We start from the raw sequence: 19,420 nt of genomic DNA on the forward strand, positions 1-19,420 counted from the left end.
CCCGAGTCACTTTCCTCTGCCTCCCTCTGCCTTTTGATATTAAATATTCTATATTTCCCGTATAAGTTACGTCATCATATGTGTGTTAAACATATTAAAATCCCGGTAAATTATCTGCTGTTCTTTTTAATATTGCGGCGGCTCCCGCAAGGCTCTGATCCAGGGCCTGCCCTGCGGCGGACCTCTATTGGTTTGATAACCGGCAGCCTTCATCTTTTCGCCCTTTCCGGGATCTTGAGCAGGAATATAAAAGGAGGAGCTGAGATCATGGATCTCAGCTCCCCCGGACATGTTGATTTATTTAACATTTTCTTTCATTTGCTTGGGAAAGAACTCCTGTCAGAGCTTTCCGCAAAAAAAAACAGACATTTCACCGAAAAAGCGAAATGTCTGTAAATCGTTGGCGGATGGGGCTATCCGCACTGCAAACCGCGACTGAATGCTGTAAAAAAGGGAGGCCGTGATCTGTGAGCCCGGTCTCCCCAAAATATTCTTTTCTACTTTTTCTTCGCAGCAGCTTTATTGTCCTGCGCCATGTGGACGATATCTCTGCCGCCCAGGAAGAACATTATGAATATCATGATGGACCCTACAGCAAATGACATCCAGGTCATCATTATGCCCAAGCTTTGGTTAGCGAAACCAAAGGACAATACATAATGGATGCCGAAAACTATCGCCACGCATACCCAGAAGGCTTTCCAGCCCGGCTGTCCGTCTGCGCCCAGCCATCCGAAGAAGCCTTTGCCGTTGCACTTCTCCGATTCCGGAATGAGTTCGCTCTCTTTCATCTCCTTGCCCAGGGTCTTCCAGCTGGTGACTTCCGCTTTATCGTACTCAGGCTTGGTGCAGAGACTGACGATTATCATCAGCGGTATGGAGACGAACACGCCTATATGTACCGCGTGGAATCCTCCTATGAGCGAGCCGGGACTTCCGGTGGTTATCCATGCGTACATGGCCCATCCGAAGGAAACCAGGCCGCCACCGATGGTGGACGCCAGTGCGCCTGCCGTGGTAGAGCGTTTCCAGAACCAGGCACTCATAGTAGTAGCGAACAGTCCCGACAGACAGATGGCCTGAGCCAAGGCCCAGAGTGGAACCAGTATCGGTAGCCACAGTGCCGATACTATGCCGATAGCTACAACGATGATAACGGCGACTCTGCTGACAAACAGTACCTTTTTATCTGAGGCGTTCTTATTGATAACCCTTTGGTAGATGTCTCTGGTTATAATTGTTACGCCGTTCATGGCAAAAGATGAGCCGCAGGATACGATGGTCATCAGCAGGCCCACCAGTATCAGGACGCCTACCAGCGTATTGGAAAATTCAAGGGTGAACCATGCGTAGAGGCTGTCGGAGGAAAGTCCTTCCGGAACCGCGAAGAGCTGAGTGGCAACACCAACGGCTATAACAAGTCCTGCAAGGAATGGTAACACATTGTAGTAGGAGCCTCCAAGCACAGCCAACATACCGTTGGAGCTGGCCTTCGGCGATTCTCCCACGTATGCCCACATGTACATCCACGGGTCAGCCAGGTAAAACAGTCCCAGGGTCAGCGCGTAGGTGGTCCATACCGACGTATCCAGCGCGAAGAAGTCCACGAAGCTGGCCGGCAGCACATTGTAGAAGGCCTCCGTGACTTCCGTAGGATTTCCGACAACCTTGAAGGCTACCGCCGCGAAGAGTATGATTCCCAGAGACTGGAGTATCGACTGGAACCACTGGGTGATGAGGGCCGAATATTGACCTGCCGTAATGAGGTACAGCAGTATGATTATGGACGATACCACTACGCCGAACTCGACGCTGGTATCGAACACTACCGTCATGGCTGTGGAAATGGCCAGGAACTGCATTCCCGTCAGTATTATAGGCCTGGTCAGCGATACAATACTTGCCGGTAGCCTCATCTTCTCGCCATATCTGGCACAAATGAAGTCAGAAATGGTCACAGCGTTAGTCTTTCTTCCAAAATAGTTGAGCCTTCTCGCAAACAGCAGGATGAATATCACGCTTCCTGTCACGACGAACAGTGACGCCCACATCTCTGCGATTCCTCCGCTATAGCCGTTCCCCACATAGCCTGACACCGAAGCGCCTCCCACGTAGCCGCCCAGATATGCTGTCGCCAGTAGCCAGAACGGCGCTTTTCTTCCTGCCAGTAGGAAGTCGTCTGCTGTGGTAGCCATCCTCTTGAACCACATTCCCGCAGCGATGAATGCGATGACCAGGATAACCAACACAATAAGCGATATTATTACTGTTGTGTTCATAGTCCTCTCCTTTCTGTACTTTCAGAAATTCCGTAAATCAGTGATATATCATTGCGAACACCTGATATTAGGTGTGCTGCGCTCTTTTATGCTCCCACATATTGTCTACGCTATATGTCCAGGGCATCCAGCTTCAGGAGCACGTCGGCTGTCATCTCCACCCCTTTAACAAGGTCTTCCTCCTTCGTGTCCTCCTGAGGACAGTGGCTCATGCCCTTGATGCTGGGAACGAATATCATGCCTGTCGGGATAATGTCGTTGATGAAGACCGCGTCGTGTCCCGCTCCCGATATCATCCTCATGGCGTCCAGGCCGTTTTCCTCTGCTGCTTCTTCCACACATCCGACTACCGCCTCGTGGAATGTGGCCGGTCGCGCCTTCCAGTACTGGCTGATGTCGACCTCCACGCCGTGGGCGGCGCACGTCTCCTCTATTATGGATATGGTCTGCCGCTCCAGCTCCGCCATACCTTCATCGGTGTGATATCTGAGGTCGATGCTGAAATACACCTCGCCGGGAACTATGTTTTTGCTTGCAGGCTCGGCGTGGATTATGCCGTTGGTCAGCACGGCAGGCTCTCCGAAATCGATACAGTTCTTCTGTATCTTCACGATGGCTTCCGCTGCTGCCGTCATAGGGTCCTTCCTGTGGGACATGGGCGTCGTTCCGGCGTGATTGGCTTCGCCTCTTACCGTGACGTCCAGCCCTGTGATACCCAGCGCACCTGTGACGATACCGCAGTTTTTACCCTGGGCGTCCAGCACCGGCCCCTGTTCGATGTGAGGTTCCAGATAAGCTTTGGCGTCCGTCAGCCTGTTGGCCTCGTCTCCCTTGTACCCATGGCGTATCAGCTCATCCTCGTACCTTATCCCGTCGACATCCTGTTTGTCGTATACCCACTGCGCTTCAAACTGACCAGCCACCACGCCGCTGGCCAACATCGGCGGCACAAACCTGGCGCCTTCCTCGTTGGTCCAGTCGGCCAGTATCAGATCGCTCTTCACATCCGCTCCGCTTTCGCTTATGGAAACGATGGCTTCCAGGCCAGCCATCACGCCGAAGAGCCCGTCGTACCGTCCGCCGTTGGGCTGGGTGTCCATGTGGGATCCTACGCAGATAGGCTTCGCATTTTCATCACTGCCTTTGAGCGTCCCGTATATCGTTCCCATGTCGTCGATCTTCACGGTCATCCCTGCCTCCTCCATCCATCCTGTGAGGAGGTCCCTGGCTGCTTTGTCGGCGTCCGACAGTGCCAGTCTCATCATCCCGTCGTCTTCCGTCACAGCTATGCTGTTTATCTGTTCCATTCTCGACTTGAATCTCGTTTCGTTTATCTTCATCATCCGCTCCTCTCCCGGTCGCCGAGCTCAGTCTTCCGGTGACCGATCATGATTCAGCTATTTATAAAGCAATTTATATGCCACTTTATACATAGGTCTACGACCCGCCTGAAGGGCGGCCTTCTGGAAGTGACTGATTTCAGCGGGAGCAATCGACTGAATATTTGAAATTATTTTTCTAATATGAAATCTGTACATCAAAAAAGACTTCACTTCAATAGATAAAGCAAAGCCTTTAATTCGCCTGTGACTTATATTTTCATTCATCCTTGTCTTTCACAAACTTTTTGATTCGCCTGTAAGCTGTAGACTGACTTATCCCCAGAATTTCGGCGACCTTATAGCTGCTTTTATATTTCCTGTAGGCTTCCACAACTGCTTCTTTCTCCGCCTTTTCTATCATATCACTGAGCTTTTCCCCGTAGCCTGCTACCACCAACATCTTTTCGTGGGGCTCTCTGCCTTCTTTCTCACCGTTTTCCGTTGTCTCAGGAACAGACGTCACTACCATCCGCTCCATATAATTTTCCAATTCCCTCACATTTCCCGGCCATTTATGGGCCATGACATACTCCGCCATCTCTTCTGTGAGGATGACGTTCTTTCTGTACTTGGCATTATAGAAATCGAGGAAGTACTCTGCCATTGCCATCAAGTCCCTTTTTCTATCTCGCAGCGGAGGGATATATATAGGTATAACATTTATCCTGTAGTAGAGATCCGAGCGAAAGTTACCTCTCTCCACCTCTCCTTCCAAATTCTTGTTACTGGCTGCTATAACACGAGTATCTATCATTATCTCCTTCGTTCCTCCCACCCGCATCATCTTCTTTGTCTGAAGGAAATGCAGTATCTTCACCTGCAGCATCAACGGCAACTCTGATATCTCGTCCAGAAAAAGAGTCCCACCTTCTGCCAACTCTATGAGACCCGGTTTTCCCCGGCTGTCGGCTCCCGTAAAGGCGCCACCTTCGTATCCAAAAAGCTCTGATTCCAACAAGTTTTCCGGTATAGCCCCGCAGTTTATGCTGACAAGCGGCTTTTCACTGCGGCCGCTAGTCTCGTGTATATATTTTACCAGCACACCTTTACCGACACCCGTCTCCCCCGTTATCAGTATGTTGGATTCGGTATCCTTGACCATATCAGCCATCTTTAACACCTGCTGCATCGCTCCGCTTTCAGCAATTATCTTACCATTTTCCTTTATTGCCCCTCCCCCTGCATGATTCTTCTCGTTGAAGTATTCGGCAATGGGGCCTACTTCGTCTATTTTTATAGCATTAGTGACGATACGGAAGAGATTCCCGCTCTCATCACGTACCGGGACTCCCGTTACTGCCATCCCGCTCACATCGCCTATCTCCTGCAGCGCCGAAACTGATCTTCCCTCCTTTAGCGTCAAATAGCACACGGAAGGTCTGAAGCTGCCGTCGGCATTCTTCTCACTCATCTTCGCCCCTAATACGTCCTCTCTTGACATACGTGTCATATCGGAAAATTTCTTGTTGACTCTTATACATCTTGCCTCGGCATCACATACGAAAAAGCTATTAGGAGATTCTTCCAGGATATAATTCAGCTCCTTGCTGGACATCAGGATAGCCTTGAAAGCCTCCAGAAGCTCTTCCTCGTTTTCCGGAACATGATCTATTCTCGCCAGGTCATACCGGGCAAAACCCACATCTTTCAGTGAGTCGATGTATTCAGTTATCATGTTCACCATTTCCCGATACAGCTCCACTTCCCGTTCCTCCTTTACCTTTTTCCAACGACTGTTTTCGTGCGGCCTATTTTCAGTTTTTCTAATATTATCACGTTTTTTCGGAATTTTCAATTATTTGTACAATTTTCAATACATCTGCTGACTGCCGCCATCCGACACGACGTGCACTGCTATCATCCATTTCCGTCAAAGGAAAACGGCAGAGATTCTCGCTGACATACTCTGCCGTCTTATTAGGAGGAATTTTCGTCTTTCCTGAATTCTTTTGCATCCCTTCCGTGTCGCACATAAGTCGACTTATGTTTCCCGGTCATTGTTGTCCGAGCTGTTCAGCTCTATCATCCGCACTGCCTGACCGCTGTCGCCCCGCGCCCTGTCAGCCCCGTCGTTCACGTCCCGCCTATCTGTATTTGGCCATCACATCTTCATTGAGATGTATCGGCGGCTCCATATCCTCAGGAAGAAGGCACTCGTACTTCCTGCCGGCCATCCTCTCCTTCCACTCCGCCTGAGCTTTTTCCAGCGTATCCGAACTGCATATCACATCCGCCGCCGTCATGGATATAACCTTCGCCGCGCAGTCCATGCTTTTCCTGCCCATGGTATCACCTGCACATCTGGCGACGCCCCAATGGTGCCACCCGCAGTTTTCCATACCCATAGCTATCCACGGCGATGCATACGGCGCGTTCCAGCTGTACTCAGAAGTGTCGCAAAGCACGGTATATCCGCCTTCAAAAGGCTCCAGCTCCGATGGCAGCCCCGTTTCAGGCTTCCCCAGCTCTCTCTGTATAGCCTTCGCTTTTTCGTTCTCCTCTTCCGTGAACTGAGGGACGCCGACCTGCAGCATGTTGTCTCTGAAACATTCCGCCAGAACTTTATTAGGTATCTTGTGGTGGGTGACCGTCACTATCTCCTTCTCCACTTCCGTCTCCGTCGCCATGGCGGCGGCCTCAGCGCACTTACCAACTCTCTCCAGCACCTCCAGCATCTCTTCTGTCGTGCCAAATCTGCCTATGTACCAAGCCGTCGTGTAATCAGGCACTACGCTTGGAAATTCCGGTCCTGTCGTCGTAAAGGTGTAGTTTATCGTGTTGGCGGCATCAGGCGGGTTTCCCGGATAGATATGCTCCCTCAGCATTTCGACAGCATGGCCCTGCAGTATGGCTGCATCCAGTGCGCTCCTGCCGTGCCAAGGCGAGTTGCCGTGGCAGGTGCTGCCTTTATAGTGGTACTTGACGCTGAAATAAGCCTGGCAACTGTCGTAGTTGGTCTTCGTATAGCTCCACGGGTGCCAGTCGAGGATAGCATCGAACCCTTCCAAGCAACCCGCCTTCCCCAGAAACGGTTTCCCCAGGCACAGCTCCTCCGCCGGTGCTCCCAGCACTTTGACGGTTCCTGTCAGGCCGTATTTCTCAAGAGCATTTCTGACTGCTATCGCCGCCTTCACTCCTCCCGTTCCCAGTAAGTTATGGCCACATCCCTGTCCGGGCGCTCCAGGTGTCACCGGGCATTTTTCCAGCTTCTCACGATCCTGTGACAGCCCCGGGAGCGCATCGTACTCGGCATTTATTCCGATAACTGGCCTGCCGCTTCCGTATGTGGCGATGAAAGCCGTCGGCATTCCGGCTACGCCTCTCTCCACCTGGAATCCGTGTTTTTCGAGAAGGTCCTCCAGCAGCGCCGAGGACTTGTATTCCTGCATTGAAAGCTCCGGATTTTCCCATATCTCATCTGCCACCTTGTAAAATTCTTCCGTGTTATCTTCATTCCATCCGATTATGAACTCCTTCACTTCTTTTAAATTCACAGACATCGCTATACTCCTTTCTCGCACTCATCTGTTTCGTTCTACATATATTCAATAGCAAATATCACGCCAATATTATCATTATATTCAGAAAAATCGCGTTTTCCCCTCTGTGTCTGTTTCCGCCTGCCTGGCGGCAGATTATCTCTCTTGTCCCTCATCAGCCTGGAGCGTCGCTTTTCTGCCACATGTGACTTAACCGCTCACTTTTCCTCCCACATTTAAGTCATCATGACTTAATACTTTCCTCCCTGAGAGTTGGCGGCAGAAACAGCGGCTTGGCAGCCTGTCGCTTTACGCCGGCCAATGGGCATATACCGCCCGAAAGTCTGCACCGGTCGACGGGTTATACTGCCTGAAATTTTCGTTGGCCGATGTATTATACTGTATTTGCCATTTCCAGCCTTTTTCTATATAACGATTTTCCTTTTTCCCCTTAAAGTACCACTTTTTTTATACGATTTTCCCTACTGTGAGCCACCTCAGGTATAAAAAATTCGAAAAAATCGGCTTCACCTTATACGGGAAACAGATAGAAGCGGGCGAAAACGTACATGCTCAATGGTAAATTTTGGTTTCATCTCTTCCTGCAATGATCGAACGCGCCAACACAAGAAAAAAGCACCAACGAACAATGCCATAGCATAGTCATTGGTGCATAATTTTCAGTTGTCTACTCGGATATGGCCAAAAAAGCTATCTGCATCGCTCCAGCAGTTTTTCCCACTGATCGTCCACGTATTTCTGCGTCTCTTCTATCATCCATTCGTTTCCTTTCCTGAACATGTGCTTGAATCTGCCCTGCTTTTTCAGGAACTCTTCGATAGGCAGTTTTTTCTTTGGCTCATATGTCAGATTCCATGTGCCGTCGATGATCTCATACATCGGCCATGCACATGTATCCACTGCCAGCTGACAGATCTCAGCCAGGTCCTCGGTCTCGTATCTCCAGCCTCTCGGACATGGGGACAGGATGTTGAGGAAGCATGGGCCTTCCGTGTAGATGGCCTTACGTGCTTTCTCGTGGAGGTCTTTAAAATTGCCGATAAACGTAGTCTGGGCGGCATAAGGCACGTTATGAGCGGCGATGATAGCCGTCAGATCCTTTTTGTTCTGCACCTTGCCCGGTATTTCCGTTCCTGCCGGCGATGTGGTGGCATCGGCGAATCTCGGTGTCGATGACGAGCGCTGTATGCCGGTATTCATGTAGGCTTCGTTGTCATAGCAGACGTAGACCATGTCATGACCTCGCTCCATTGCTCCTGACAGGGACTGGATACCTATATCATATGTACCGCCGTCACCGCCGAAAGCGATGAACTTGAAGTTATCCTTGACCTTGCCCCTCTTTTTAAGCGTCTTATACGCGGCTTCTACTCCGGACATGGTGGCTGCGCCGTTAGCAAATGCCGTGTGTATATAACTGTCGTAATAAGCTGTGTGAGGATAGATGAATGTGGAGACTTCCAGACAGCTGGTAGCGTTAGTCACCACCGCTTTATCTCCTTCATCCAGCGCCCTCAAAACACCTCGCACGGCGATACCGGCTCCGCATCCGGCACAGAGCCTGTGACCTCCGGCAAATCGTTCCGGTTTTTCCACTTCTCTTTTCAAATTATATGTCATGGCTTCATTCTCCTGTTTTCCATTCTTCTCTTTCCTCTATTCCTCGTATCTCTTGTGGTCGAAACCTCTCTCGCCGTACCTGGAATCCCTTACTCCGATGTATCTGTATACATCTCCCGGATCGTCGGTCTCGTTTATGATGAACAGGTCGTTATATATCTCGTAAAAATCTTCCACGGTGATATCCCTGCCGCCGAGGCCATAGATATAGTTGATGGCGTACGGTCTGTTAGGCAGGTCGTACAGCGAGCTTCGCGCTTCATTGAAAAGAGGGCCGCCGCTGTTGGAAAAACTCTCAGCCTTGTCCATGATAGCCACAGCTTTCACTTTGCACATGGCTTCAGCCAATGGCACTCGTGGGAACGGCCTGAAAACTCTCAGTTTGATGAGCCCTACCTTCTTTCCCTCGGCCCTCAGCCTGTCTACCGCTTCCTTACCTGTTCCCGCGCTGGAACCAATGACCACCAGAGCCACTTCCGCGTCGTCCATCATGTACTCCTCAAAAAATCCGTATTTTCTTCCGGTGACTTTTTCAAATCTTTTAGCCACATCCATGATTATAGGCATGGCGTCTTTCATGGCCTGAGCCTGCGAACGTTTAGCTTCCATGTAATATGGAGAAATTCCGTAAGGTCCTACAGCCAGTGGGTTTTCCGATTTGAGAAGGTAGTTTTCAGGATGATATTCACCGACGAATGCCTTTACCTCTTCGTCTTCCATCAGTTCAATGTTGGAAACACCATGGCTGGTGATGAATCCGTCCTGACATATCATGATAGGCAGCCTGATGGCTTCGGAAATAGGCATGGCCTGTATATAGTTATCGTATACTTCCTGGTTGGATTCGGCATATATCTGTATCCATCCTGAATCTCTGGCTCCCATGGAGTCAGAATGATCGTTGTTGATATTTATCGGCCCTGTCAGCGCCCTGTTCACTACTGCCATAGTGATAGGCAGTCTGGCCGATGCCGCCACATAGAGAAGCTCCCACATATATGCAAGTCCTGCCGACGATGTGGCCGTCACGGCTCTGGCTCCCGCTGCGGAGGCTCCTATGCATACTGACATAGCGCTGTGCTCCGATTCCACTGCCACGAACTCGGTGTCCACTTCGCCGTCAGCGATATATTGAGAATAGTATTGTGGTATCTCCGTGGAAGGCGTGATAGGAAAAGCTCCCATAACATCGGGATTTATCTGTTTCATCGCTGTCGCCACGGCTTCATTGCCGGACATCCTGTCTCTCTTGGCCATCTACTTCTCCTCCTTCACAAAATCTATGGCATCGAATGGACATACCTTGACGCATATGCCGCATCCTTTGCAATGCTTGAAATCAAAATCCAGCCGCTTCCCGTCCTTTACGGGAATGGAGCTGTCAGGGCAGAATGGTACGCAAAGCATACAGTGTTTGCACTTATCTTCCTTAAATACCGGCATCATCACGCGCCAGTCGCCTGTCTCCACCAGAAGGGACGTAGCCGGCTCATATATCTCCGCGCCTGTGGTGATATCCTGCCAGGTGATCTTCTCATCTATATCTTTCGCTCTGGTCTTCATCTTTTATCCTACCTTTACTTCTTCCATTGCCTTAGTGAGTGCTTTCATATTTCCCTCTATCAGGTTCTCCTTATGGGCGAACTTGTGCTGGAAGGATTCCTTCATGTCCTTTATGAATCTCTCACTGTCTATGACATTGCTCACTTTCACCACTGCCGCCAGCATCGGCGTGTTAGGAAAATTCTTTCCCAGTGTCTCCATGGATATCTTCTCCGCGTCCACCACACAGATCTTTCCCTTGTAGCCGCCAGTCAGCCTCCTGATCTCCTCCGGGCTCTTCCTGCTGTTGATTATCAATGCGCCGCTCTCCTTCAGTCCGCTGGTCACATCTACCGACTTGAGCAGCGTCTCATCGACCACCACCACATAGTCGGGCGTGTATATGTTGGAGTGGACCTTGCAGTGCTCGTCGGTTATTCTGTTATATGCCGTTATGGGCGCTCCCATTCGTTCGGGGCCGTATTCGGGAAATCCTTGCACGTGCTTGCCTGAGCTGAAGGCTACGTCAGCCAGCAGCAGACATGCCGTCTTGGCTCCCTGGCCGCCTCTGCCATGCCATCTTATCTCTACCGCTTCATTTAGTTTCTTCACCATTTTTCTCTGCTCCTGTAACTTTAGTTTTATGTAAACCTTGTGGGTTCCCGTATTTACAGCGCAAAAAGACAGAAAGCCTCTTGACACCTTGTACTAGACTACATTAATGACGGCTTTCTGTCAATAGTTTTTTGCTAAATTTTTTAGTTTTTTTCACAAAAAAATATTTTTTATTTTGTTTTTCTGCACAGTTTTTTCCGTGTATTTCGACGTATTTTTGTGTTCTTCCGGGCCGGCTGACTCAGACACCGGCGTCAGGGACGCCCGCCTATCAGCCTTACTTTGGCTATCCGCTACCGTTCCACCGTCAGATCCACGAACTCCGCTCCCGTGACCTGCTTCAGCTGCTTCGGATCCAGCTCCATCTGAAGGCCCACCTTGCCGCCACTGACGATGATCGTCTCTCCGCCTGATGCCGAAACATCGATGGCCGTCGGCAGCAGCTTCTTCATACCGACTGGAGAACAGCCGCCCTTTACATATCCCGTGACTCTGGTCAGCTCTTTAGACGGCAGCATTTCCACCTTCTTTTCCCCGAAGTGTTTCGCCGCTTTCTTGAGATCCAGTTCTTCCGCCACGGGTATGACGCAAACGTAATGCTCTCTGCTGCTTCCTTCTGTCACCAACGTCTTGAAGACCCTGTCCAGATCCTGACCCAGCGACTTTGCTACCGACACTCCGTCCAGGAATCCATCCGGCGCGTCATAGGTGTACATTTTATATGGAATACCTTCTGCCTCCACCATTCTTATGGCATTGGTCTTATGGCCGTGCTTTTCCTTTTTCTTAGACATCCTCTCTGCCGCCTCCCCTCTTTTCCATGTACTCTTCCCGGAGCATGGAGTAGCACAGCAGATCGTGAACAGTGCCGTCGTATATCCTGTATGCCCTCCGCATGGTACCTTCGTACCTGAATCCACACTTCTCTATGACCCGCTGGCTCCTGGCATTGCTCTTTCTTGTGGTTATAGCCAGGGAATCCAGTGCCAATGTCTCAAACGCATATCTTATGACGCGCTCAGCCGCTTCAGTCATTATTCCTCTGCCCCAGAAGTCCTCTGAAAGGGAATAGCCCAGCTCTCTGCTGTTCATCCCCGGTCTGAATTTGTCTTCTTCGAAGCTGATACTTCCGACAGGCTTTCCTGTGGCCTTGTCCACTATGGCCCATGACATCTTCTGCAGGAAAACGTTGACTATTATGAATTTCGACTCCGCCTGACTGGCATGTGGTTTCCAGCCGGCGATAGGGCCGACATTAGGGTTCTGCGCATAAGCAAAGAGGTCTGCTGCGTCTTTTTTGTTCCACATCCTCAAAATGAGACGTTCCGTCTCCAGCGTAGGCAATCTGTACTTTCTCATGTCTCCTCCCTTGTGCTGTTCTTCTCATATGATACTCCATTCCGAAGGGCCGGCGCAATACGAACCACAAATTTTCCTTCGGTCACCCTCTTCGTCATTTTCAAAATGCACCCACAAACAGCCGTAATAACGCTGCCATGGTGCTTTTTCCAGCTTTTCAAGGCTTTCTGTTCCTGTCAATGCACCAAAACTCCTGGAAATTATCGCATATTAGGTGCAAAATCCCCATTATTGCTCAAAAACTGCACCATGTCCCGTGCCAAAATCCGGTTCATTGGTGCATTGGCCATTGGGACATGGTATACTAATCACATGAAAAGTTTAAAACTGTCGAAAAAACAGATGGATATCATTGTCCTCATATTCCTCGCTGTCGCTGTGCTGGCAGTATCGCTGATCCTGGCTCTGCTGGGCAGCCGCGTCTATGAAAACTCCTCTGCTGACGAACGGCAACAGGAGGTCTGCACCGCAGCTGCCTATTTCACCGACCGCCTCAGAGAATGCGAAAGCTTTTCCAATGTGAGGACAGCATCCCTTGGCGGAGAACGCCCCGCCCTGGTGATTTCCGATACATCAAAAGCTTCCGAGACAGCCCGTGAAACCTGGTATTTCGTCTACGACGGCCAGCTGATGCGGACTTCCGTCGACGCAGGCAAAACGGTCTCTCCTGAATCAGGAGAACCTGTCATGGCTCTGAAATCAGCTGATTTCAGGATCCTCCAAAATGGACTCCTTGAGATCACTATCGTGACCCAAGCAGGAGAACGCTCCACTGTAAATGTCTATATAGCCGATGGAGGAGGTGGTTCCGATGAATAGGATACATGGCATATTGGCTGACGTAAAACTTCGAAGGCCATCTCAAAAGACGGTCTTCTTCCTGTGCGGCGCGACGGCCATCATCCTCTTTATCGCTGCTCTTCTGGCCTGTATAACCATGTTCATCTACGCCGACCGTAATTCCTCTGACTCACGTCTGCTGAACCGGGCCGTGACGGAGACCACATCGATCGCCGAAACCCTGAAAGCTGCCAACGGCAACATGAACGCGGCAGGCCAGCTGATGAACGACCATCAGCTCTATGATGCTACGGACAGCACCTTGACTTTCTATTACGATGACGATCTGCGGCCTGCGGCTCAGACCAACAGTCCGTACAGGGCTGTGGCAGAAAAGAGCACGGTTGATTTTTGTTACCAGTACGATATAACTGTACAGAACAGTGAGACAGGTCAGGAAATATATCACCTTACATTCAAAACACCGGTGAGAGGAGGTGGCCGGCAGTGAGACACAACTACAGGAGACGCGGAGCCTCATCGGAAAAAGTTTATCGTTTCATCGACAACAGTCTGCCCGTCAGGCCATCGATCACTTTGATCGTCGCGGCTATCGCCGTCATGTTCATCGTTTTCGCCATGGCCTGTTTCTCGGCGGCAGTCTTCGGTTCGTCGTCTGAAAAGCTGGCTGCCGCCAACGAAAACGCGGATGACTGTACCAGGTATTACGCCGCTGAAACCACTGCCACGGAAATTCTGGCGATCCTGGCAGCTGACGACGGTGTCTCCCTGACCGATGAGAACGGCGAGCTGAAATACGACAGCGGCGACGATGAGATAACTATCTCCCACAACGGCGGAGTCTTCTCCTTCAGTGTGGCTATCGAGGCAGGAACCGATGTGGCTGACACAGCTGACAGAAGCTTTTACACAGAAAAAAGCCTCCACGTGGTGGCCAGGGTCACGGGAGGCAATATAAACGTTATAGAGTGGTATGTGGAGGAATGAACTGCGAGAACCGCATAAATCCCCACTGTAATATGGTTTTACAGTTTCTCCAGCTGTGAAATCTCAAGTCCTGTCAGCTCTGCGATCTCTGTCAGATCCATGCCCTTGGCTTTCATCCTGGCAGCGATTTCCCTATGGCCTTTCTTTTCACCGGCCGCCAGACCTTCTTTGAGTCCTTCCTTACGACCAGCTAAAAGCCCCTCTTCCTTACCGTCTTTCAGGCCTTCCTCATATCCGTCCTGCCTGTCCAGCAGCTTTTCTTCCCACGCGTTCATAAACTTCACCCCGATCTCTTCACTGGCTTTGATATCGGAAATCTTCTCGTGGAGTCTCGCTATCCTCTCGCTTCCCGCTCTGCTTGCCGTTTCAGCTGTGGAGTGCTCGAAGTATTCCAGCAGCTCGATGAGTTCTTCGCTTACTCCCTCGGGATTCGTCCCTCTCGTGTTGAGGAATATTCTGGTGGCTCCATCCTCCAGCTCCATACCCGGCACTTCCTTACACCTCATATTGAATGTATACTTATACAGTCCTTTACCGAACAAATCGAAAGGCATTATCATAATAACGTATACATCGTTGAGAGGAATGTAGCTCAGTGTCCCCGGCGGCAACAAATTGCTGTCTATCATGCTGTTGTAAAGTCTGCTTCTCTTCGGTAAGTCTTTGGTGTCTCGCTTCTGAACCTCAGTATCGTAGACAACATCATCCACATCCTTGGCCCATACGTCAAGTTTCACTTGCTTGCTCCAGAGGAATCGTCTCTGTTCTTTTTCCGCATGAGGAAGATGTCTGAGAATGACCTCCCTGCCCAGGATTATTTCCAATATCAATTCCATCGTTTCAGGATCCTCGATGGCTTCTGCAAACAGGAATCTGTCCAGCAAATCGAGATCCTTCAATTCACATTTTTCTATCTTCAATTTCGATTCTCCTTTCATTATATACTGCTGCATCCGCGGCCGCAATATGGAATATATTGCCATATTTGAAAAATAGCACAGCACGGGCTTTATGTCAATAATTTACATGGAAAAATATAGAAAAATATTTAAGAATGATATGTCACTGTCATAACAGAGAGCACCACGGTCAAGACAAAAAATGGGGCTGTCGCTGCAGCTGACCAGATCAGGTCAGCTGTGCGACAGCCCCTATTATTCGATTCGATCGTTCTTAAAAGGTATGGGTCCCGTAAGCGAAGTGGTTGGTATGCTCCAGGTCTTTCAGCAGTGCTTCGTCTCCGTCCTCTTCCGCCTTTTCCCTGGCAGCTTTGAGGATGGCTGCCATCCTGACGGCTTTGCGTCCCAGATCAAAGGCTACTTCTTTTCCCTTCTCTTTATCCTTCGTCTTGCCGTAAGTAGCTACCCATCCGGCGTCGACGAAGTCGTTACAGCTATAGAAGCTCTGCATGGCCTGCAGCGTGCTCAACACTCCGGCGCTGCCGCAGGTCAGTCCGGTGGCTGATACCTTACCGTTTCCCACGGGCATGTATGCCAGCGCTCTGTCCATTATAGCCTTACACTGAGCCGGCACGCTGTAGAAGTAGACCGGCACGCCCCATACGACGACATCAGATCGGGCGATATCGTCGTAGATCCTCTTGATGAAATCGTCGCCGCACACACATTTCCCCGTCTTGGCACAGGCCCAGCAGCCCCGGCACAGCTTGAAATCCTCCGGGTCTGCCTGACAGACACCTGTCAGCTTCGTCTCCACCGAAAGGCTTCCCTCATCTCCGACGGAACGGCAGCCTGCCAGTATCTCATCCAGCAGCTGCTCCGTGTTTCGTCCTTTTCGAGGGCTGGTATTTATCGCAAGCACTTTTATCGTTTCCATATATTGTTCCTCCACACTTCCGGCTCTGCGATCGACCGACGATCATACAGCCGGGATCATGATCGTTCCTGTACACTACTCAGTTGTACTGAGGATCTCGCTGTTCTTCTCTACCTGGCTGACTTTCATCCTGGACACATCCTCCGGATCCACCTTGTCCTTCAATGCCAGGATGGTAGGGCCGAGATATACAGTGTCCAGTATCTCGCCATCCAGCGATACTTTACTGTATTCAGTGAAGTTCTGTCCTTTGATGTAGTAATTGTCGCCTATCTCGACGATCTCATCTATCTTTATCTTCTTGACGCCCATCTGAAGATCCGTTGCTTCATACGGGTTTTTGCCTCCGTAGATGTAATGTTCTCCATAGAGCATATCGTACGCCAGCGCTTCCAGGTTAGTCAGATAATTTTCTTCTCCCTTGTAGTTCTGCTGGTATTTGTTCATCATCCCCACAGAGATCCCCAGTCTGTCCAGGACCTCGGCAGTCAGTTCATAAGCGTTAAGATCTTTGTCTTCCTTTTCCATGCCGAAATTATTCCATATTATATACTGAGTCTGATATATGGAGCCGTTCTTCATGGTCTCTTCCGTCATATCCAATGCAGGCAGGTGATCCCCGTACATGACGAGTATCACGTCCTCGTCATAGCTGGCCAGCGTATCGGTCAGTTCCTTGACGAACAAATCCATTTCATATACCTGGTTGACATAGTATTCGTAAGTCCAGCGCTGCTCTTCCGTTTCCGCCTTGGTCACGGTGATGGCAGGATCCTCTATCACCTGCTCCGTAGGATATTTGCCGTGTCCCTGAACGGAAATAGTGTAGATATAGTCCTTCCCGTCAGTGCTCTCCAGAGCATCCATGATCTGTTCTGTCAGAATACCGTCTTTAGCCCAGTTCCTCGGCGTCTTGGTCACGTTGTTCATGTATTCCAGACATGTGAAAGTATCGAATCCCATATTGGAAAACACCTTGTTTCTGCCGTAAAAGGCGCCTCTGTGATTATGTATGGCATGGGAGGAATAGCCCAGCAGTTTCAGATCATTAGGCGTAGATTCTACTGTCGTTTCCCTGAGTATATTCTTATAAGGGTATTCGCCAGGCCCGAAAAATCTGGCGCTTATACCCGTCATCACTTCGAATTCCACATTGGCCGTACCGGCTCCCACAGCAGGTACTGTGAGATATCCCGAGGAATATTCCTCCATCAGCTTTCTGTAATTAGGTATAGGATCTTTGGAATATTCCAGGCCCTCCACCAGTGTCGGATCCATGAAGGACTCCAGCTGCAGGAACAGGATGTTAGGCGTGTTCTCCACATCTGTATCGTCGTCCTCTCCAGGGGTGTATATACCGTCATCCCCCAGTTCTCCGTCATAGAATATGCTCTCTATCATATCAGCCGAATAGTTGGACGGCTTATCTATCCCCTGATCCATCCAGGTCACCAGAAAACAGTAAGGCACACCGTTGTCGCTGTAGCCGTAAGCCAGATTGCCGAAGAAAGTGTCCAGCACGCCGCCTCTGATAGCCAGCTGGAATACCCCGAAGGTACCGACCGCGATTATGACGATCGCTGCGGCCGCCCTCCTGTAATTGACTTTTTCCTTCATCTTCGGCGCCTTACGGAACAGGATTATGATAGCGATGACCAGCGCCACCGCCGCCGCTACGGCTATTACCATCGTCGTCACGGAAAAGTAATTGGAAACGATGGACAAACCATCCTGAAGGCTGCTTAGGTCATAGATAGTAAACGGCGTCATCCTGTTGGAAAGGATCACTCCGTTGGTGATACCCAGCGCCAGCCATATGAGAGAAAGCATGCACATGGCGAATATCCTTCTCCTGAACAGCAGCGCAGGAGACAAGACAGCCCATATCAGCAGCACGTTACAGAGAAATACCAACGGGCTGTGTATCAGGAAGGATACAGACTCAATGAGCGAGTGTCTCGCCAGCGTTTCTATCACGAGATTCAAAAATACAGCTACCGCAAAAAGCAACACTATGTAATTCTTAAGATATTTATTGCAGAAATCCTTGATTTTTTCCATTTTTGTTTATCTCCCGCAGCAAGCCGCTACGCCGTTGGCAATAGCAGCGAATTCTTCCATATCCAGGGTCTCGGCCCTTCTGCCGGGGTCTATCCCCGCTTCTTCCAGCACGCGTCCGACCTGCTCCTTGGAAAGCCCTCCGACTCCCGTAAGGGAATTGTGGAGGGTCTTCCTTCTCTGTCCAAAACCATGTTTTATGCAGGAAAAAAAGACCGCCTTATCCGTCAGCTCCACAGGGCTCTCCTGTCTCAGGCGGAGTCTCAGCACCGCTGAATCCACCTTGGGCTGCGGAATGAATACATCTCTGGGCACGGAAGCGATATCCTCCACGGTGCAGTAATACTGCACCGCTACCGACAGCGCCCCGTATACCTTGCCGCCAGGAGATGCCTTTATCCTGTCAGCCACCTCCTTCTGCATCATTATGGTTATACTTTCAGCTTTTACGCCCTTTTCCAGTATGCCCATGATGATAGGTGTGGTGATATAGTAAGGCAGGTTGCCGATTATCTTCACATCACCCCTGAAAGTCTCCGCGTGTCTTTCTTCTTCGATTATTTCATTTATGTCGGTCTTCATTATATCCTGATTTATCACCCTGATATTTCGATACCCGATCAGCGTCTCCTCCAATATGGGGATAAGTTTACGGTCTATTTCCACAGCCACGACCCTGGCCGCTCTCTCGGCAGCTGCCGCTGTCAGCACACCGATGCCGGGACCTATCTCGATGACCAGATCCTCAGGGCTTATATCCGCTCCGTCGACGATCCTCGTGATAACGTTCCTGTCGGTTATGAAATTCTGTCCCAGGCTCTTGGAAAGTCTGAAATCGTATCGGTCTTTTATATCTCGTATCGTAGATGGTTCATGAAGTTTCATCTGTGATCTCCAATGGCCTTATAAAGCTCTTCCGCAGTGATGCCGAATTTATTCAGCTTTTGCAGGAAGCTTTTGCCGTTGCCATATCCTATTCCCAGCGCTTTTCCCACTGACTGCCGCCTGAGGGCTGAATCCGCTTGTCCCACAAGTCCGGAGTCCACCATATCCTCCATGGTGAAACGCGGTTCCCCCTGATCCTTTTCAACGACGCAGTGAGCTTTCTCGAGAGCCGCCCTTATGGCTTCGCTGGTCGCGTTTTCTATTCCTATATCTCCGGCCTTTTCCGCGTCGCTCCTGTCGAGGAACGCTTCCTTGGCTTTGGGAAACCGCTGCAGCAGCCTTTTCCTTATCTGCTGTCCTGCGTGATCCGGATCGGTGAAGATTATAATCCCCTTTTCGGCGTACGCTTTTTCTATCAGTTTCCAGGTTCTTTCTGTTATACCATACCCATGTGTTTCTATTGTGACGGCATCGACACTTTTTTTGATGGCCGCCGTATCATCGCGCCCTTCCACGACGATTATCTCCCTGACACGCATTTCATCAGCCATGACGC

General features: G+C 50.2%; 18 protein-coding genes. 3 read left to right on the top strand and 15 right to left on the bottom strand.

Translation table 11 applies throughout. The features are described 5' to 3' along the window. Positions 1–497: 497 nt before the first annotated feature. The 10 genes from ACQY69_RS08285 to ACQY69_RS08330 all read right to left on the bottom strand — a co-directional run bounded on the left by ACQY69_RS08285 (position 498) and on the right by ACQY69_RS08330 (position 12,297). Entirely contained in the window at positions 498–2,279 is a 1,782-nt protein-coding gene (locus ACQY69_RS08285) for a sodium:solute symporter family protein (RefSeq protein WP_428260059.1), read from the bottom strand. A gap of 110 nt (positions 2,280–2,389) precedes the next feature. Further along, the gene (locus ACQY69_RS08290) at positions 2,390–3,622 is read right to left on the bottom strand and encodes a Zn-dependent hydrolase (protein WP_428260060.1); all 1,233 of its coding nucleotides are present in this window, start codon (positions 3,620–3,622) and stop codon (positions 2,390–2,392) included. A 256-nt stretch (positions 3,623–3,878) separates the two neighbouring features. Next, complete coding sequence (locus ACQY69_RS08295; RefSeq protein WP_428260061.1) at positions 3,879–5,363, bottom strand: sigma-54 interaction domain-containing protein; 1,485 nt, start codon at positions 5,361–5,363, stop codon at positions 3,879–3,881. Between the two features lie 382 nt (positions 5,364–5,745). After that, positions 5,746–7,161 (bottom strand): amidohydrolase, encoded by a 1,416-nt coding sequence (locus ACQY69_RS08300; protein ID WP_428260062.1) that lies wholly within the window; start codon positions 7,159–7,161, stop codon positions 5,746–5,748. A 690-nt stretch (positions 7,162–7,851) separates the two neighbouring features. Then, positions 7,852–8,781, bottom strand: coding sequence for a thiamine pyrophosphate-dependent enzyme (locus ACQY69_RS08305; protein WP_428260063.1), 930 nt, complete (start codon positions 8,779–8,781; stop codon positions 7,852–7,854). A 36-nt stretch (positions 8,782–8,817) separates the two neighbouring features. Next, entirely contained in the window at positions 8,818–10,038 is a 1,221-nt protein-coding gene (gene porA / locus ACQY69_RS08310; protein ID WP_428260064.1) for a pyruvate ferredoxin oxidoreductase, read from the bottom strand. Then, positions 10,039–10,344, bottom strand: coding sequence for a 4Fe-4S binding protein (locus ACQY69_RS08315; RefSeq protein WP_428260065.1), 306 nt, complete (start codon positions 10,342–10,344; stop codon positions 10,039–10,041). Between the two features lie 3 nt (positions 10,345–10,347). Then, positions 10,348–10,938 carry a 2-oxoacid:acceptor oxidoreductase family protein gene (locus tag ACQY69_RS08320; RefSeq protein WP_428260066.1) on the bottom strand — a complete coding sequence of 197 codons (591 nt, stop codon included), beginning with the start codon at positions 10,936–10,938 and terminating at the stop codon, positions 10,348–10,350. A 293-nt stretch (positions 10,939–11,231) separates the two neighbouring features. Then, positions 11,232–11,732, bottom strand: a complete 501-nt coding sequence (gene ybaK, locus ACQY69_RS08325; protein WP_428260067.1) for a Cys-tRNA(Pro) deacylase — start codon at positions 11,730–11,732, stop codon at positions 11,232–11,234. Beyond that, a complete protein-coding gene (locus ACQY69_RS08330) occupies positions 11,725–12,297 on the bottom strand; it encodes a GNAT family N-acetyltransferase (RefSeq protein WP_428260068.1) in 573 nt (190 codons plus the stop codon). Before ACQY69_RS08330 ends, ybaK begins: the two co-directional genes overlap by 8 nt. Positions 12,298–12,609: 312 nt before the next feature. On the opposite strand from ACQY69_RS08330, the gene ACQY69_RS08335 reads away from it, so the two are divergent. Genes ACQY69_RS08335 through ACQY69_RS08345 form a run of 3 tightly spaced genes read left to right on the top strand, consistent with a single transcriptional unit; the run spans position 12,610 to position 14,085 of the window. Beyond that, the gene (locus tag ACQY69_RS08335) at positions 12,610–13,116 is read left to right on the top strand and encodes a DUF4860 domain-containing protein (protein WP_428260069.1); all 507 of its coding nucleotides are present in this window, start codon (positions 12,610–12,612) and stop codon (positions 13,114–13,116) included. Then, positions 13,109–13,588, top strand: a complete 480-nt coding sequence (locus ACQY69_RS08340; protein WP_428260070.1) for a hypothetical protein — start codon at positions 13,109–13,111, stop codon at positions 13,586–13,588. The genes ACQY69_RS08335 and ACQY69_RS08340 overlap by 8 nt, the downstream gene beginning before the upstream one ends. Beyond that, a complete protein-coding gene (locus ACQY69_RS08345) occupies positions 13,585–14,085 on the top strand; it encodes a hypothetical protein (protein ID WP_428260071.1) in 501 nt (166 codons plus the stop codon). Before ACQY69_RS08340 ends, ACQY69_RS08345 begins: the two co-directional genes overlap by 4 nt. Positions 14,086–14,123: 38 nt before the next feature. Here the strand turns inward: ACQY69_RS08345 and ACQY69_RS08350 are convergent, their stop codons facing one another. The 5 genes from ACQY69_RS08350 to rnmV all read right to left on the bottom strand — a co-directional run bounded on the left by ACQY69_RS08350 (position 14,124) and on the right by rnmV (position 19,415). Then, the gene (locus ACQY69_RS08350) at positions 14,124–15,005 is read right to left on the bottom strand and encodes an Rpn family recombination-promoting nuclease/putative transposase (RefSeq protein WP_428260072.1); all 882 of its coding nucleotides are present in this window, start codon (positions 15,003–15,005) and stop codon (positions 14,124–14,126) included. 253 nt (positions 15,006–15,258) lie between these two features. Then, a complete protein-coding gene (locus ACQY69_RS08355; RefSeq protein WP_428260073.1) occupies positions 15,259–15,921 on the bottom strand; it encodes a flavodoxin family protein in 663 nt (220 codons plus the stop codon). A 75-nt stretch (positions 15,922–15,996) separates the two neighbouring features. After that, on the bottom strand, positions 15,997–17,982 hold the full coding sequence (locus tag ACQY69_RS08360) for an LTA synthase family protein (protein WP_428260074.1): 1,986 nt from the start codon (positions 17,980–17,982) through the stop codon (positions 15,997–15,999). A 6-nt stretch (positions 17,983–17,988) separates the two neighbouring features. Then, positions 17,989–18,864: a 16S rRNA (adenine(1518)-N(6)/adenine(1519)-N(6))-dimethyltransferase RsmA gene (gene rsmA / locus ACQY69_RS08365; protein WP_428260075.1), complete on the bottom strand. Its 876-nt coding sequence runs from the start codon at positions 18,862–18,864 to the stop codon at positions 17,989–17,991. Continuing rightward, on the bottom strand, positions 18,861–19,415 hold the full coding sequence (gene rnmV, locus ACQY69_RS08370; RefSeq protein ID WP_428260076.1) for a ribonuclease M5: 555 nt from the start codon (positions 19,413–19,415) through the stop codon (positions 18,861–18,863). The genes rsmA and rnmV overlap by 4 nt, the downstream gene beginning before the upstream one ends. Positions 19,416–19,420: the final 5 nt, after the last annotated feature.

Origin of the sequence: Gallibacter sp. Marseille-QA0791 (genome assembly GCF_965119705.1) — a bacterium.
Lineage (GTDB): Bacteria > Bacillota > Clostridia > Peptostreptococcales > Anaerovoracaceae > Lentihominibacter > Lentihominibacter excrementipullorum.

Bases quoted from the DNA above. Each gene is read 5' to 3' on its own strand.
- ybaK (WP_428260067.1), bottom strand. From the start codon at position 11,732: ATGTCTAAGAAAAAGGAAAAGCACGGCCATAAGACCAATGCCATAAGA.
- ACQY69_RS08330 (WP_428260068.1), bottom strand. From the start codon at position 12,297: ATGAGAAAGTACAGATTGCCTACGCTGGAGACGGAACGTCTCATTTTG.
- rsmA (WP_428260075.1), bottom strand. From the start codon at position 18,864: ATGAAACTTCATGAACCATCTACGATACGAGATATAAAAGACCGATAC.
- rnmV (WP_428260076.1), bottom strand. From the start codon at position 19,415: ATGGCTGATGAAATGCGTGTCAGGGAGATAATCGTCGTGGAAGGGCGC.
- ACQY69_RS08360 (WP_428260074.1), bottom strand. From the start codon at position 17,982: ATGGAAAAAATCAAGGATTTCTGCAATAAATATCTTAAGAATTACATA.
- ACQY69_RS08285 (WP_428260059.1), bottom strand. From the start codon at position 2,279: ATGAACACAACAGTAATAATATCGCTTATTGTGTTGGTTATCCTGGTC.
- ACQY69_RS08320 (WP_428260066.1), bottom strand. From the start codon at position 10,938: ATGGTGAAGAAACTAAATGAAGCGGTAGAGATAAGATGGCATGGCAGA.
- porA (WP_428260064.1), bottom strand. From the start codon at position 10,038: ATGGCCAAGAGAGACAGGATGTCCGGCAATGAAGCCGTGGCGACAGCG.
- ACQY69_RS08290 (WP_428260060.1), bottom strand. From the start codon at position 3,622: ATGATGAAGATAAACGAAACGAGATTCAAGTCGAGAATGGAACAGATA.
- ACQY69_RS08315 (WP_428260065.1), bottom strand. From the start codon at position 10,344: ATGAAGACCAGAGCGAAAGATATAGATGAGAAGATCACCTGGCAGGAT.
- ACQY69_RS08305 (WP_428260063.1), bottom strand. From the start codon at position 8,781: ATGACATATAATTTGAAAAGAGAAGTGGAAAAACCGGAACGATTTGCC.
- ACQY69_RS08300 (WP_428260062.1), bottom strand. From the start codon at position 7,161: ATGTCTGTGAATTTAAAAGAAGTGAAGGAGTTCATAATCGGATGGAAT.
- ACQY69_RS08340 (WP_428260070.1), top strand. From the start codon at position 13,109: ATGAATAGGATACATGGCATATTGGCTGACGTAAAACTTCGAAGGCCA.
- ACQY69_RS08355 (WP_428260073.1), bottom strand. From the start codon at position 15,921: ATGGAAACGATAAAAGTGCTTGCGATAAATACCAGCCCTCGAAAAGGA.
- ACQY69_RS08335 (WP_428260069.1), top strand. From the start codon at position 12,610: ATGAAAAGTTTAAAACTGTCGAAAAAACAGATGGATATCATTGTCCTC.